The organism is Pseudorhodoferax sp. Leaf265 (assembly GCF_001422365.1).
GTDB lineage: Bacteria > Pseudomonadota > Gammaproteobacteria > Burkholderiales > Burkholderiaceae_C > Pseudorhodoferax.
Genome location: NZ_LMMT01000004.1, coordinates 58,719 through 72,800 on the forward strand (window position 1 = coordinate 58,719; position 14,082 = coordinate 72,800).

The 14,082-nt window shown below is 71.0% G+C and carries 14 protein-coding genes; 5 read left to right on the forward strand and 9 right to left on the reverse strand.

Annotated elements, in window-relative coordinates:
* Positions 1-24: 24 nt before the first annotated feature.
* From ASF45_RS06535 to ASF45_RS06555, 5 genes are all read right to left on the reverse strand, one after another.
* The gene (locus ASF45_RS06535; RefSeq protein WP_056658955.1) at positions 25-1,257 is read right to left on the reverse strand and encodes a CoA transferase; all 1,233 of its coding nucleotides are present in this window, start codon (positions 1,255-1,257) and stop codon (positions 25-27) included.
* Positions 1,254-3,239, reverse strand: coding sequence for a methyl-accepting chemotaxis protein (locus ASF45_RS36900; protein ID WP_063887589.1), 1,986 nt, complete (start codon positions 3,237-3,239; stop codon positions 1,254-1,256). Before ASF45_RS36900 ends, ASF45_RS06535 begins: the two co-directional genes overlap by 4 nt.
* 94 nt (positions 3,240-3,333) lie before the next feature.
* Positions 3,334-4,206 carry a MaoC family dehydratase N-terminal domain-containing protein gene (locus ASF45_RS06545; protein ID WP_056659250.1) on the reverse strand — a complete coding sequence of 291 codons (873 nt, stop codon included), beginning with the start codon at positions 4,204-4,206 and terminating at the stop codon, positions 3,334-3,336.
* A gap of 35 nt (positions 4,207-4,241) precedes the next feature.
* Positions 4,242-5,054, reverse strand: coding sequence for a gamma-glutamyl-gamma-aminobutyrate hydrolase family protein (locus tag ASF45_RS06550; RefSeq protein ID WP_056659253.1), 813 nt, complete (start codon positions 5,052-5,054; stop codon positions 4,242-4,244).
* Between the two features lie 91 nt (positions 5,055-5,145).
* Entirely contained in the window at positions 5,146-6,951 is a 1,806-nt protein-coding gene (locus tag ASF45_RS06555; protein ID WP_082550838.1) for a S8 family peptidase, read from the reverse strand.
* Between the two features lie 125 nt (positions 6,952-7,076).
* Here ASF45_RS06555 and ASF45_RS06560 point away from each other — a divergent pair, with 125 nt between their 5' ends.
* On the forward strand, positions 7,077-7,550 hold the full coding sequence (locus ASF45_RS06560) for a peptidylprolyl isomerase (RefSeq protein WP_056658964.1): 474 nt from the start codon (positions 7,077-7,079) through the stop codon (positions 7,548-7,550).
* Here the strand turns inward: ASF45_RS06560 and ASF45_RS06565 are convergent, their stop codons facing one another.
* Both ASF45_RS06565 and ASF45_RS06570 read right to left on the reverse strand, forming a co-directional pair.
* Entirely contained in the window at positions 7,551-8,183 is a 633-nt protein-coding gene (locus tag ASF45_RS06565) for a phosphatase PAP2 family protein (RefSeq protein WP_056658967.1), read from the reverse strand.
* Positions 8,184-8,228: 45 nt separating this feature from the next.
* Positions 8,229-8,888, reverse strand: a complete 660-nt coding sequence (locus tag ASF45_RS06570) for a TetR-like C-terminal domain-containing protein (protein ID WP_235580839.1) — start codon at positions 8,886-8,888, stop codon at positions 8,229-8,231.
* A gap of 71 nt (positions 8,889-8,959) precedes the next feature.
* Here ASF45_RS06570 and ASF45_RS06575 point away from each other — a divergent pair, with 71 nt between their 5' ends.
* Genes ASF45_RS06575 through ASF45_RS06585 form a run of 3 tightly spaced genes read left to right on the forward strand, consistent with a single transcriptional unit; the run spans position 8,960 to position 11,168 of the window.
* Complete coding sequence (locus ASF45_RS06575; protein WP_056658972.1) at positions 8,960-9,406, forward strand: VOC family protein; 447 nt, start codon at positions 8,960-8,962, stop codon at positions 9,404-9,406.
* 13 nt (positions 9,407-9,419) lie between these two features.
* Positions 9,420-9,905 carry a DUF1579 domain-containing protein gene (locus ASF45_RS06580; RefSeq protein ID WP_056658975.1) on the forward strand — a complete coding sequence of 162 codons (486 nt, stop codon included), beginning with the start codon at positions 9,420-9,422 and terminating at the stop codon, positions 9,903-9,905.
* Positions 9,906-9,938: 33 nt separating this feature from the next.
* A complete protein-coding gene (locus tag ASF45_RS06585; RefSeq protein ID WP_056658978.1) occupies positions 9,939-11,168 on the forward strand; it encodes a nitrate/nitrite transporter in 1,230 nt (409 codons plus the stop codon).
* A 3-nt stretch (positions 11,169-11,171) separates the two neighbouring features.
* Here the strand turns inward: ASF45_RS06585 and ASF45_RS06590 are convergent, their stop codons facing one another.
* On the reverse strand, positions 11,172-11,828 hold the full coding sequence (locus ASF45_RS06590) for a response regulator transcription factor (RefSeq protein WP_056658981.1): 657 nt from the start codon (positions 11,826-11,828) through the stop codon (positions 11,172-11,174).
* Positions 11,825-13,252: a cache domain-containing protein gene (locus ASF45_RS06595; RefSeq protein ID WP_056658984.1), complete on the reverse strand. Its 1,428-nt coding sequence runs from the start codon at positions 13,250-13,252 to the stop codon at positions 11,825-11,827. Before ASF45_RS06595 ends, ASF45_RS06590 begins: the two co-directional genes overlap by 4 nt.
* 343 nt (positions 13,253-13,595) lie before the next feature.
* Between ASF45_RS06595 and ASF45_RS06600 the strand changes: the two genes are divergently transcribed.
* Positions 13,596-14,069: a Rid family detoxifying hydrolase gene (locus tag ASF45_RS06600; RefSeq protein ID WP_082550840.1), complete on the forward strand. Its 474-nt coding sequence runs from the start codon at positions 13,596-13,598 to the stop codon at positions 14,067-14,069.
* Positions 14,070-14,082 lie beyond the last annotated feature (13 nt).

Consider the following 14,082-nt stretch of genomic DNA (forward strand, 5'->3'; position numbering starts at 1 on the left):
GGCGCGCCTGCGCGGACCCTGAGTTCAGTCAGCCGCGCCGGCAACCACGCCCTTGTCGTGCAGCCGGCCGATGGCGCTCGCGTCCAGCCCCAGCACCTCGGCCAGCACCTCGTCGGTGTTGCTGCCGATGTAGGGCGCGGGCCGCGTCGGCGCGCGCTCCATGGCCGGTGCACGCACGGCGCTGCCGGCCACCAAGTGCTCGCCCATGCCGGGCGTGGTGGCGCGCTCGAACACCGGGTTCTCGCTGCTCACACGCCTGTCGCTCGCCAGCAGTTCGCCCACGGTCTTGTAGCGGCCCCAGCAGACCTTGTTCGCCTGCAGTTCGCGCTCGACCTCCGCCGTGCCGCGCGCAGAAAACCAGGGCGCGACCAGTTCGGCGATCGCGTCGCGGCCTTCGTAGCGCTGGGCCTCGTCGTCGAAGTCCAGCCCCAGGCGCTGCTGCGTGGCGGCCACGGCCTCGGCGATGCCGCAGGCCTTGACGAGGGAGCGCCATTGCCCGGCCGAGATCGCCGCGACCATGATGCGTTCGCCATCGGCCGTCGCGAAGTCGCGGCCGAAGGCGCCATAGATGTGATTGCCGATGGAGGGCCGCTCGGCGTGCAGCAACTCGGCCTCGGCCAGCACACCGAGGTTGGACAGCGTGGCGAACGCCACGTCGGACAGCGCCAGCTTGAGTTCCGCGCCCAGGCCCTCGCGCTGGCGCCGGTTCACGGCCGCCACGATGGCGAAGGCGGCCTGGTAGGCGCAGGCCACGTCCCAGGCCGGCATCACGTGGTTGACGGGCCGCGCGCGCGAACCGCCGCCGGTGGCGTACGGATAGCCCGTGGCGCAGTTGACCGTGTAGTCCACCGCCGTGCTGCCGTCGGCATTGCCCTGGATGGTGCAGCTGATCACGTCGGCGCGGCGCTGGGCGAGCACCTCGTGCGCGAGCCAGGGCGTGCCGATGTTGGTCAGCAGCACGCCCGCGTCCGGGCCCGGCGCCGTGGCCAGGGCCTGCACGAGCTCGCGGCCTTCGGGCTTGCGGATGTCGATGGCGACCGAGCGCTTGCCCTTGTTGAGCCCGGCCCAGTAGATGCTGCGCCCGCGCCCCTCGGGGTGCGGCATGCGCGGCAGCCGCGCGTAGTCGATGCCGCCGCCGGGAATGTCCACGCGGATCACGTCGGCGCCGAACTGCGCGAGCGTGAGGCCGGCCAGCGGCGCGGCGATGAAGGCGGAGCTTTCGACCACGCGCAGGCGGTTCAGGAAGGGATAGGTCATGTCAGTCGTCTCTGGTTGGAATGCGGTGCCCCGTCACCGAGCCGGAACACGGCCACGGTGCGCACCAGTTCGTCGGCCTGCTGCTGCAGGCTGCCGGCCGCGGCGGCCATCTCTTCGACCAGCGCAGCGTTCTGCTGCGTGGTCTGGTCCATCTGCACCACGGCCTCGCCCACCTGGGCCACGCCGGCGCTCTGCTCGGCGCTCGCGCTGCTGACATCGGCCAGCAGGCGCGAGACGCGGCCGATGGCAGCCACCACCTCCTGCATCGTCCTGCCGGCCTCGTCGACGAGGGCGGTGCCGGCCTCCACGCGCTGCACGCTGGAGCCGATCAACGCCTTGATCTCGCGCGCGGCCTGGGCCGAGCGCGTGGCCAGGTTGCGCACCTCGCCGGCCACGACCGCGAAACCGCGGCCCTGCTCGCCAGCGCGCGCGGCTTCCACGGCAGCGTTCAGCGCGAGGATGTTGGTCTGGAACGCAATGCCGTCGATCACGCCGATGATGTCGGCGATCTTGCGCGAGCCGGCGTCGATGTCGCGCATGGTGGCCACCACGCGCTCGACCGTGGCACCGCCCTGCTGCGCGATCTGGCTGGCGCTGCGGGCCAGCTGGTCGGCCTCGCGCGCGTGGGTGGCGTTCTGCGTGACGGCGGCACCCAGCTGCTCCATCGAGGTGGCCGTCTGCTGCAGCGCACTGGCCTGGCTCTCGGTGCGGCTGGACAGATCCTGGTTGCCGTGCGAGATCTCCGCGCTGGCATTGGCCACAGCCTCGGCGCCACGCCGCACGCGCGCGACCACGCCGGCCAGATCGGCCTGCATGCGCGCGAGTTGCGCCATCAGGCTGCGCTCGTCGCGGCCCTGCACGTGCACGGCCTGGCCCAGGTCGCCTTCGGCCACGCGCGCGCTGATCGCCGCGGCCTCGGCCGGCTCGCCACCCAGCGGCCGCAACACCAGACGCTGCAGCGCCACCGCCAGACCCAGCGACACCAGCATGACCGAGATGCCACCCAGCACCAGCGCCGTCCAGTTGAGCCGGCGCACCTCGGCCAGGATGCGGTCCTCGGGCACCGTGGCGACGAAAGACCAGGGCGTGCGCACGCTGCCCACCTGCACCGGCACGTAGATGCGGGTGGCGGGGCTTTGCAACCGCTCGTGGAAGGCCGTGGTCTCGAACGGCTTGCCCTCGCGCACGGCCGCCTGGGCATCGCCATGCGCGCCGGTGGAGGGCTGGCCCACGTTGGCGGCATCGCGGTCACCCACGTAGAGACCACCATTGGACAGCAGGCTCGCGTAGCCGTCGCCATAGATGCTGATCGCGCCGACCTTCTGCTGCAGCTCCGCCAGCGCGATGTCGACACCGGCCACGCCCAGCACACGGCCGTCCACGACGATGGGCGCCACCGTGCTCGTGATCAGCACCTCGCGACCGGCCACGGTGTACTTGTAGGGCTCGATGAGGGTCTCGACCTTGCCGTTGCGCGCCAGCAGGTAGTAGTCGCCCGGCCCGGGCTTGTCGTAGTCCACCAGCGGCTCCACGGCCAACTGGCCGCTGCCGCGGTTCCAGTAGGGGATGTAGCGGCCCGTGGCATCGTGGCCCGGCTGGCCGGCGAACTCGGCGTCGCGGTTGTCGAAGGCATTGGGCTCCCAGGCCGTCCACACGCCCAGGAAGCGCGGGTTGCCGCCCAGCACGCCCTTGAGCAGCGCATCGGCCGCCGCGCGGTCGGCGTGGCCCCCGGCCTGCAGGCCGCCCAGGGCCTGCGACACGGTGCGTGCGGCGAGCATGGCCTCGTCGAGATCGGCCTCGACCTGCGCGGCGTTGCGCGCGGCCAGCTCCTCGGCATAGTGCAGCGCGGTGCTGCGCTGCAAGGCCCCGGCCTGGCGCGTCAGCACCGTGACGGTGACGGCAAAACCCAGCAGCACGACGCCGCCAACGAGCAGCAGAAGTTTCGTGCGCAGGGGCATGGACGACGCGGGGGATGCGGGCATCGGTTCTCCGGTTTCGGCAAGTGGGAATGGCGCGCCCATTTGACCAGCCCGCCTCCCCGGCCCGCCCCGTAGCCACGTCAGTCTCAGGACATCCTTAGGCGATCTCCGCCTGCGCCTGCATGGCCAGCGCGCCTTCGTGGTCGCGCGCCCACAGCGTGAGCTTGCCACCGCCTTCGTCGCGGCCGCAGACGCTGAAACGGTGGATGTCGAAGATCGGCCGCACGGCCTTGAACGAGAAGCTGCGCACGTTCTGCCCGGGCCGCTCGCGCCGCACCAGGTCCAGCAGTAGCGTGGCGATCAGCGGGCCGTGCACGATCAAGCCGGGATAGCCCTCGACCTCGGTCACATAGCTGCGGTCGTAGTGGATGCGGTGGCCGTTGAAGGTCAGCGCCGAGTAGCGGAACAGCAGCACCGGGTCGGGCACGATGGCGCGCTCGAACTGGGCATCGGCCGGTGCGGCCTGCGGCGCCGGGGCCGGTGCGCCCGGCTGCGGCGCGTCGCGGTAGACGATGTCGTGCTGCTCGGTCAGCGCCACGCCGTCGGCATCGCCATAGCTGTGCTCGACCGTCACGAACACCAGCGAGCCGCTGCGGCCGCTCTTGGTGCTCACGTCCAGGATGCGCGAATGGCGCTCCACGCTGGCGCCCAGGCGCAGCGGGCGGTGGAACTGCAGCCGGCCGCCAGCCCACATGCGGCGTGGCAGGGGCACGGGCGGCAGGAAGCCGCCGCGGCGCGGATGGCCGTCCTCGCCGATCTCGCGCGCGGGCGCCAGCGGCAGGAAGTACAGCCAGTGCCACAGCGGCGGCAGCGCGTCGCCGGCAGCGGGGGCCGGGTCGTCGCGGTCCAGCGTGGCGGACATGGCGGCCACGGGCTGCAGCGTGAACTGGTCGTGGCGCGATTCGCTGCGGCCGATCCAGCCGCGCAGGTGGTCCAGGTCGGTCGAAGAAGAGGGCGTGGTGGTGCTCATGCCGCGATGGTGCGCGATCTGCGCACCGTCGGCCATCAGCTTTTGGCGAAGGGGCTGTTCGCCGCGCGACACGCGGCCACGGCGTCCAGGAAGTCCTTGAGCATGGCGGCGTCGTCGATGGTGTCCGAGCCGGGCTGGTGGAACTCGGGATGCCATTGCACGGCCGCAACATAGCTCTTGGCCGGATCCTTGCGCCGGATCGCCTCGATGATGCCGTCGCTGACGCTGAAGGCCTCGGCCTCGAAGGTGTCGGCCAGGCGCTTGATGGCCTGGTGGTGGATGCTGTTGACACGCACGCGCTCCACGCCCGGGTACAGCCGCGACAGCCGCGAGCCCTGCAGGATGTTGACGCTGTGGTAGTTCAGGTCGTAGGTGACGGCGTCGCGGTGCACGAAGGAATCGGGCACCTGGGTGTTGATGTCCTGGTACAGCGTGCCGCCGAAGGCCACGTTGAGCAGTTGCAGGCCGCGGCAGACGCCGAAGATCGGCTTGCCCACGGCCTCGAAGGCGGCCACCAGGGCCTTGTCGTACTCGTCGCGGATGCGGTCGCCGGCCCAGTTCTCGTGCAGCGGCTCCTCGCCGTAGCTGCCGGGCCAGACATCGGCGCCACCGTGCATGACCAGGCCGTCCAGCCACTGCGCATAGTGCTCGTAGGTCACGTCGCCGCGCTGGGTGCTGCCCGTGGGGCAGGGCACCATGACCACCATGGCGCCTGTGGACATCAGCCAGTGCGCGATGGACTGCTCGACGTACTGCAGCGTCTTGCCCGTGAACAGCGAGCGCGCGTGGTCGGCGTGGGAGAAGCAGGCTGACAGGCCGATCTTCAGGCGGCTGTGGACGGTGCTCATGGCGGCGCTGCGCAAAAGAAGGTCATTCTGCCCACGCAGGCGCCGCCGGTCACCTGCGCCCCGCAAGCCCTGGCGCGGGGCACGGGTTCGCTCAGGCGCGCCGACGCCAGGCCAGCAGCGCCAGGGCCCAGAGCGCGGCGCCCCACCACCAACTGCTGGCGCCACCGCCACCGCCCCCGCCGCCGCCGCTGCTGGAGCTGGCGCTGGCCGTGACGGCCAGGTTGGCCACGTCGCGCCGGCCGGCGTTGTCTGTCACGGTCAGGCTGAACACATAGGCACCCGCCACGGGCAGGGTCGCGCTGGTGTTGGCCGACGCGGCGTTGGCGATGGTGGCATTGGCCGGACCGGAGACCTGGGCCCAACGGTAGGCGACGATGCTGGCGCCCGCGCTGGCCGTGCTCGCGTTGCCGTTGAGGGCCACGGTGCTGCCCGCCGGCGCCGTGGCCACGGGCGCAGCCACGGCCTGGGGCACCAGCGACGAGCTCGCGGCCAACACGGCGCGCGCGCCGTCCAGCAGGCCGGCCCCGCAGGTGCTGGTGTCGCAGTTGCACGGCACGGTGCCGCTGGTGCTGCACCGCAGTGCGCCGGCCACCGCCACGTGCGGCCGCGCCGCATCCTGCATGCGCACGACGAGTTGCGCCGGTGTCAGCGCCGGGTTCACGGCCAGCATCAGCGCGGCCACACCGGCCGCCTGCGGCGACGAGAAGCTGGTGCCCAGCTTCAGGCCATAGGTGTCCACGCCCGGCGTGGTCGTGCCCCGGTTGTCCAGGGAATAGATGGCGCGCGTGTTGGTGCCGCCAGGCGCCACGATGCCGACGCGCGCACCGTAGTTGGAGTAGGCCGTCTTGCGCCCATCCTCCTGCACCGCACCGACGGCCAGCACGCCGTTGCAATCGGCTGGCCGGCCCACGGCACCGGCCTCGTTGCCGGCAGCCACCACCAGCAGGGCACCGGCCTCGGTGATCTCGTCGATCACGTCCTGGTAGCTGGCGCTGCAGGCCGCATCGCCGCCGAAGCTCAGGTTCAGAATGCGCGCCGGCGTGGTGTTGGTCGGCGCGCCGTCCACCGCCAGGCCGGCCGCCCAGCGCATGCCGTCCAGCAGGTCGGACAGCAGTGCGCCGCACTTGCCGGCGATGCGCACCGGCAGAATCTTCGCCTGCCAGTCGATGCCGGCCACGCCCAGGCCATTGTTGGTGGCAGCGGCGATCTGGCCAGCGATGAAGGTGCCGTGCCAGGAGCTGTCCTCGATGTCGCAGGTGGAGAACAGCGGCGAGCGCTTGTCGGCCGCATTGACCCAGTCGCCCGGGTCGCTCGGGTCGGCGTCACGGCCGTTGCCGTCGTTGGAATACTCGACCTCGCTCACGAAGTCGTAGCCTGCCACCAGGCGGCCGGTGAGGTCGGGATGGTTCAGGCGCACGCCCACGTCCAGCACGGCCACCACCACCGAGGCACTGCCGGTCGTGACATCCCAGGCAGCCGGCATGTTCATCGCCGCGGCATAGGTCGTGGGCGGCTGCAGATGCCACTGCTGGGCGTAGTCGGGGTCGCTCGGCATGGCCAGACGGCGCACGCGCACATCGGGTTCGACGTCCAGCACGTCGGCGTTCAGGCGCAGCCGGCGCACGGTGGCCTCGAGCTCGGCGCCCGACTGTGCGGCCGGCATGCGCAGCAGCCGGTGCTGCCGGCCGACGGGGCGCTCGTCCTCGAAGCCCACGCCCGCGCTGGTGGCCACGGCGCGCAGGCGCTCGCGCGCCGCCTGCGGCGCCTCGCGCGCCGACGCCGTGGACTCGGCCTGCGGCTTGAGCCGCACGATGAGGTTGCGGACCGGCTCCTGGCTGGCCTGGGCCGGCGCGAGCAACGGAACTGCGAGCAATGCAGCAGCAATGAATTTCAGCATGCGCGGCGTTGTAGCACGGCTTCGCGGCACTCCGCGTGGGAAATCGATGACGCCGCATGACGCCGCACCGGCTTGCACGACAATCGGCGCCCTCGCGCGCCCGCGCCATTCGACACCGCACCGCCATGAAGATCAGCAAAGACACCGCCGTCACCCTGCACTACAGCGTGACCGAAGCCAATGGCAAGCCGCTGGCCAGCCGCGAAACCACCGACTACCTGCACGGCGGCTACGGCAACACGCTGCCCAAGATCGAGGAAGCGCTGGAAGGCCAGGAAGCCGGCTTTCGCGTGACGCTGGAGCTGCAGCCCGAAGACGCCTTCGGCCGCCGCGAGGAGGCGCTTGCGCGCAGCATCTCCAAGAAGGACTTCCCGCCCGGCGTGAAGGTCGGCGGCCAGCTGCGCGGCATGACCGAGGACGGCCGCGAGCAGGTCTTCACGGTCATGAAGATCAAGGGCGACCAGGTGCTGCTGGACGCCAACCACCCCTGGGCCGACAAGGCGCTCAAGTTCACGCTGCAGGTGGGCGGCGTGCGCGCGGCGACCGCGGAGGAAATCCAGCACGGCCACGTGCACGGCGGCCACGGCCACCACCACTGATCAGCGCCGGCGCTGCTCCCGGTGCAGCATGTGGCGCGTGTAGACCGCGTCGCGGCTGGACGCCATCAGCGCCATCTTCTGCACCAGCCCATGGGTCTCGGCGGGCTGGCTGATCTGCGGCATCAGGCCCAGCATGCCGGCCAGCGCCATCGGCACCCAGCGCTGGCGCAGGCGCAGCGTGCGGCCCGCTGCCCAGGCGATCGGCAGCGCCGCCGCCATGGCGCCCAGCGCAAAGCCGGCCACGACCTCCGACACCGAGTGCGCCTTCAGCACCACGCGCGAGACGCTGACGAGCAGGCCCACCAACAGGCCGGCGACGATGCCCAGCACCTGCAGGCGCCGCGACCGGTCGGCCACCGCCAGCCAGACGCCCATCGTGAACACCGCGGTCGAGACCGTCGCATGGCCGCTGATGCCCGTGAAATCCAGCGCGGCGCTGCCGATGCCCCAGCCCATGAAGGCCAGCTTGGTGGCCAGCACCAGCAGCACGGCCGTGCCGAACGACAGCCCCCAGGCCAGCGCCAGCGGCGCGTGCCGTGTCTTGACCAGCCACAGCGCCAGCACCAGCGCGGCGGGCAGCAGCAGCGCGGAGTTGCCGAGGTGGGTGACGGTGGGCCAGAAATGCAGGGGCACCTGCCGATTGTGCGGTGCCGCAATGAAGCCCGCCCCGGCGCAGGGCTACAGGCCGCGTTCCACCATGTCGAGCAGGCGTTCGCGCAGCACTTCGGCCTGCGCGGACGGCAGGCCGCGCAACGGGCCGTCCAGCAGCAGCAGCGCGAGCCCGTGCACGGTGGACCAGGCCAGGAATTCGGCACCGGGTCGGCGCGCGGGCGGCAGCGCGCCAGCCGCCACCAGCGCGTCCAGCGCGGCGCCGAGGTGGCGGAACGGATCCAGGCCTGACCGTCCGGCCTTGGCCGGATCGGGTGTGGCAGCGAGCGCGAAGCGCCCGCCGAACGCGGTGCGGAACAGCCCGGTGTGCGCCTGCGCGAAATCCAGGTAGCCCGCGCCCACGGCGCGCACGCGCGCACGGGCCTGCGCCACGGCATCGCCCTGCGTGGGCAGCTGCGCCATGCGCACCTCCATCGCCTCGGCCACGGCGGCCACGGCGGCGGCGCGCACGGCATCGAGCAGGTCCTCGCGGTTGGCGAAATGGCGGTAGGCCGCGTTGGGCGCCACGCCGGCGCGGCGCGTGGCCTCGCGCAGCACCACGGCATCGGGCCCGCCCTCGGCGGCCAACGCCAGGCCGGCCTCCAGCAGCGCGCGGCGCAAGTCGCCATGCCGGTAGCGGCCGCGTGCAGGCAGGGTCCGGGTGCGGGAGGAGGATGTGTTTTCTGCCATGTGGACAGCGTCCATTATTGCTGCCAGAATATTTGTGAACACTGTTCACATTCATCCACAGGAGACACGCCGTGCAAGTCCAAGCCTATCTTTCCTTCGAGGGCCGCTGCCAGGAGGCGCTCGACTTCTACCGCGACCAGCTCGGCGCCCAGATCGGCCTCGTGATGCGCTTCAAGGAGGCGCCGCCCATGGACCAGCCCCCGCCCGAGGGCTGCGCTGGCGGTCCGCCGCCCGACGGCGAGAAGATCATGCATTCGGAACTGCGCATCGGCGATTCCACGCTGATGGCCACCGACGGCATGGCCAGCGGCAAGCCCAGCTTTGCCGGCATCTCGCTGTCGCTGCTGGTGGCCGACGAAGCCGAGGCGAAGCAGCGCTTCGACGCGCTGGCCGATGGCGGCCAGGTGCAGATGCCGCTCGCCAAGACCTTCTTCAGCCCGTCCTTCGGCATGGTGGCCGACCGCTTCGGCGTGCAATGGATGGTCGTGGCGCAGGATCCCAACCAGGCCCCCCGATGAGGAGCAGACACCGATGGAACCCACCAAGCCCCTCGAACAACACCGCTGGCTGCAGCAACTGGTCGGTGAATGGACCATGGAAGGCGAGGCCGACATGGGCCCCGGCGAGCCGACCAGCCACAGCACGGGCACCGAGAGCGTGCGCATGCTCGGCGAACTCTGGGCGGTGCTGGAAGGCCAGGCCCAGATGCCCGCCGGCGGCGACACCGGCCACATGCGCATGACGCTGGGCTACGACCCGGACCGCCAGGCCTTCGTCGGCAACTGGGTCGGCTCGATGATGACCCTGATGTGGGTCTACCAGGGCCAGCTCGACCCCGCCGGCAAGGTGCTCACGCTGGACACCGAGGGCCCGAGCTTCGCCGGTGACGGCAGGACCGTGCGCTACCAGGACGTGATCACGCTGGTCGACGCGAACACGCGCACGCTGCATTCGCAGACGCTCGGCGAGGACGGCCAGTGGAAGCGCTTCATGACGGCGACCTACAAGCGACAGTAGCCGCGCGCGGGCTCGGGTAGGCTCGCGCCCGCCATGTCCACGCCCCCTCTGCTTTCTCCGCGCGCCGCCTGGCCCATGCTGCTGGCGCTGACGGCCGCTTTCGCCATGAGCCAGGCCTTCCGCACGCTGGCCGCCATCCTGGCGCCGCCGCTGCAGGCCGAGTTCCAGATGTCGCCGCAGCAGCTCGGGCTGTTCGCGGCGAGCTTCCACTTCGCGTTCGGCGCGCTGCAGCTGTTCATCGGCATCGGCATGGACCTGCACGGCCTGCGCCGCACGGTGCTGGCCGCCTTTCCGCTGGCCGTGGTGGGCGCGGCCGTGTCGGCCACGGCCGGCGGCCAGGGCCAGCTGATCGTGGGCCAGGTGCTGATCGGCGTGGGCTGCGCGCCGGCCTTCCTGGCCTGCACCCTGTTCATCGCGCAGAACTTCCCGGCCGAGCGCTTCGCCATGCTGTCGGGCCTGGTGCTGATGCTGGGCGGCACCGGCATGCTGTTCACGGGCACGCCGCTGGCCTGGCTGATCGAGGCGCATGGCTGGCGCTGGGGCATGTGGCTGCTGGCGGCCGGTTCGGTCGTGGCCTGGGGGCTGGTGTGGTGGAAGGTGCCGCACCAGACGCCGGCCGGCGCCGCCGGCGGCGCCCCACGCGAATCGCTGGGCCAGGCACTGCGCGGGGTCAAGGCGCTGTTCCTGATGCCGCACACCTGGGGCATCGTCTGCATGGCGGCCGTCAACTACGCCTCGTTCCTGACGCTGCGCGGCCTGTGGCTGGGGCCCGTGCTGGTCGAGCGCCACGGCCTGTCGCTGCTCGTCAGCGGCCATGTGGCGCTGCTGGTGTCGGTGGTTTCGCTGGTCAGCCCGCCGCTGTTCGGCCGCTTCGATCCCGGTGGCATCGCGGCGCGGCGCCGGCGCATCGTCCGCTGCACGCTGGGGATGGCGGCGCTGTTCGTGGCGATGGCCTTGCTGCGCGGGCTGGTGGCCGACGTGCTGCTGGCCGTGGCCGTGGCCTGCCTGTCGGGCTACATGGTGCTGCAGTACGCCGACGTGCGTGCCGCCTACCCGCCGGCCATGATCGGCCGCGCGCTGTCGGTGTTCACCATGGCCATGTTCATGGGCGTGGCGTTCATGCAATGGGGCACCGGCTGGGTCGCCGCACAGGCCGCCGGCTGGGGCGTGGAGACCTTCACGGCGCCGCTGCTGGCGATCGCGGCGGCGCTGCTGCTGGGCGCGCTGGCCTACCGCAGGCTGCCGCAGCCACCTGGCGCCTGAAACTCAGGCGTGGCCGACCTGCAGGTCGGCATACGACACCGCGTACTTGACCAGGGCCGCTTGGCCATCGATGCGCAGCTTGCGGCGCAGGTGCAGCCGGTGCGTCTCCACCGTGCGCACCGAGGCGCCCAGCGCGTCGGCGATCTCGCGGTTCGAGCAGCCATCGGCCAGCAGCGAGAGCACGGCCGACTCCTTGGGCGTGAGGTGGCCCCAGGCGCGCGTGACGGGTGGCGGCGCCGGCTCGGTCGGCAGCGGCAGGCCGGGGCTGAAGTAGCGCTCGCCCGCGTGCACGGCGTCGATGGCCTCGACCAGGTGGTGGCCCGGCCCGTCCTTGAGCACATAGCCGCGCACGTCCAGCGCCACGGCGCGGCGCACGTACTCGGCGTCCTGGTGCATGGACAGCACCAGCAGGCGCAGGCCCGGAAAGCGGTCGCGGAACTGGGTCGCCAACTGGATGCCGCTGGCATCCGGCATGCGGATGTCGGTGACCACCAGGTCGGGCTGCAGCGCGGCGGCCAGCGCCTCGGCCTCGCGCACGCAGCCGGCCTCGCCCACCACGCGGATGTGGGGCGTGGCGTGCAGGCGCATGCGCACGCCGTCGCGCAGCAGCGGATGGTCGTCGACAAGCAGCACGCGGATGGGGGCGGGGTCAGGGGTCATGGAGCGGAACGGGCAATGGCGATGGGATGCGGTGCGCGCGTGGATACGGGTGCCGGCGCGGCGGCCTGTGGCAAGGGCAGCCAGGCGGCGAGACGCGTGCCATGGCGGCCGGAGTCGATGGACAGCGTGCCGCCCAGGCTCTCGGCACGCTCGCGCATGTTGCGCAGGCCGATGCCGCGCGTGCCGTCCCCGGACACCCCGCGCATGTCGAAGCCTTGCCCGTCGTCGATGACCTGCAGGCCCACACCATGGCGCGTGCCATGCAGCACGAGTTCCACCCGCGTGGCCTGGGCGTGGTTGCGGCAGTTCTGCAGTGCCTCCTGCGCGATGCGGAACAGCACGGTGCCGTGCTCGGCCGGCAGCTGGCCCGGCACACCCTGGCGCACCAGGCCGACGGGGAAGGCCCCGCTTTCCTGCACCTGTTGTGCCAGCAAGGCGAGGGCCGGCTCCAGCCCGAGGTCGTCCAGCAAGGCAGGGCGCAGCCCGTGCGACACGCGCCGGATTTCCACCAGCGCCGTGCCCAGCCGCGCCAGCCCCTGGTCCAGCGCCTGGCGCGGCGCCGCGGGCGTGGCGGCGCCCGGATCGGCCAGCTGCAGCTGTGCCGTCTCGAGCAGGAACTTGGACGAGGCCAGCACCTGCACCACGCCATCGTGCAACTCGCGGGCCACGCGCACGCGCTCGTCTTCCTGCGAACGCACCACGCGACGCGCCAGCCGGCGCAGCTTGTCGCTGGAAACGCGGTGGTCCTTGAGGTTGAGCGCCAGGCCGCCCAGGCCGATCAGCACCACGCAGACCGCGGCGATGGCGTACAGGCGCTGGCGCGTGGCCTCGATGTTGGTGCGCGCGCCGGTCTCGATGGCCTGCAGCGCGCCCTGCACGTCGTCCAGGTAGATGCCGGTGCCGATGACCCAGTTCCAGCCCGGCACCGTCAGCACGTAGCCCAGCTTGGGAACGACCGACTGGGAGCTGGGCTTGCTCCAGCTGTAGCGCACGACGCCGCCGCCGTGGCGTGCGACCTTGAGGATGCGCTGCGCCGAATCGGCGCCCGCCGGATCGTTGGGGTCGCAGAACGCCACGCCCTGCATGGGCAGCGTCTTCGGGTCGATCAGCAGCTGGCCGTGCTGGTCGTAGACGAAGAAGTACCCGTTGTCGCCGAACTGCATGCGCGCCAGCGTGGCCAGTGCCAGTTCCTTGCGCTCGCCGAGCCCGCCCGGCCCTTCGGCGATGCGCACGAGGGTGTTGCGCGCCAGCTCGACATAGTGCTTGAGTTCGGCCTCCTTGCTGTGCATGAAGGCTTGCTGCACGAGGGCCTGTTCCTCGCGCACGAGCTTGTAGGTCTGCTGCTGCATGGTGGCCCCCATGAGCAGCAGCGCGACCACGATGGGCACGCCCGACAGCAGCACCAACTTGAGGCGGAGCTGCATGTCAGCGCCCCACTCCGGGGTCTGTCTGCACCAATGTTCTGGAATGTGTTGCGGTGTGCATGGCGGGCCTGAATGTGCAGAGCAATCCCGATGCCAGCCAGTGACGTTTCATTTTGAAACACTGCTGCAGTGCGGCGAAATCGGCGGCCCAAAGGCTCCGCTGCGTACTACCACGTAAGGGAAATGAAACCGTCACACACCGTGATGCCATTCCTAGAATTCATCGCAAGTTAGACCGCATTGCACTGCAGCAAACATCCCGGGAGGGTCTGGCTTCTTGTCGCTCCGCATGGCCGAAATGCCGTGCGTGGTTCTTGATTCCAGAAGAAGGAAAGGTGGCTCCATGCCCAACCATATCTGTGCCGGCCGCTTCACCAAGGTGGTGGCCGGCTGCGCTGCAGCATTGCTCATGACAGCCTGCGCCATGCCCGCCAAACGCACGGTACTGTCCACCACCGGCGTGCCGCCGGCGATCGGTCCGTACTCGCAGATGGTCTCGCACGGCAACACGCTGTACCTCTCGGGCGTGATCCCGCTCAACGAGGCCGGCAACGCCGTCGTCGGCGGCACCATCGAAGAGCAGACGCATGCCGTGCTGCGCTACATCGGCACCATGCTCCAGTCGCAGGGACTGGACTACACCGACGTGCTCTCGTCCTCGGTGTTCATGAAGGATCTCAACGAGTTCGCCGCGATGAACAAGGTCTACGGCGAGTACTTCAAGCCGGGCAACGCGCCGGTGCGCGCCACCGTCGAAGTGGCACGTTTGCCGCGTGACGTGAAGGTCGAGATCGCCGTCATCGTCGGTCGCCGTTGAACCATCCCGGAGT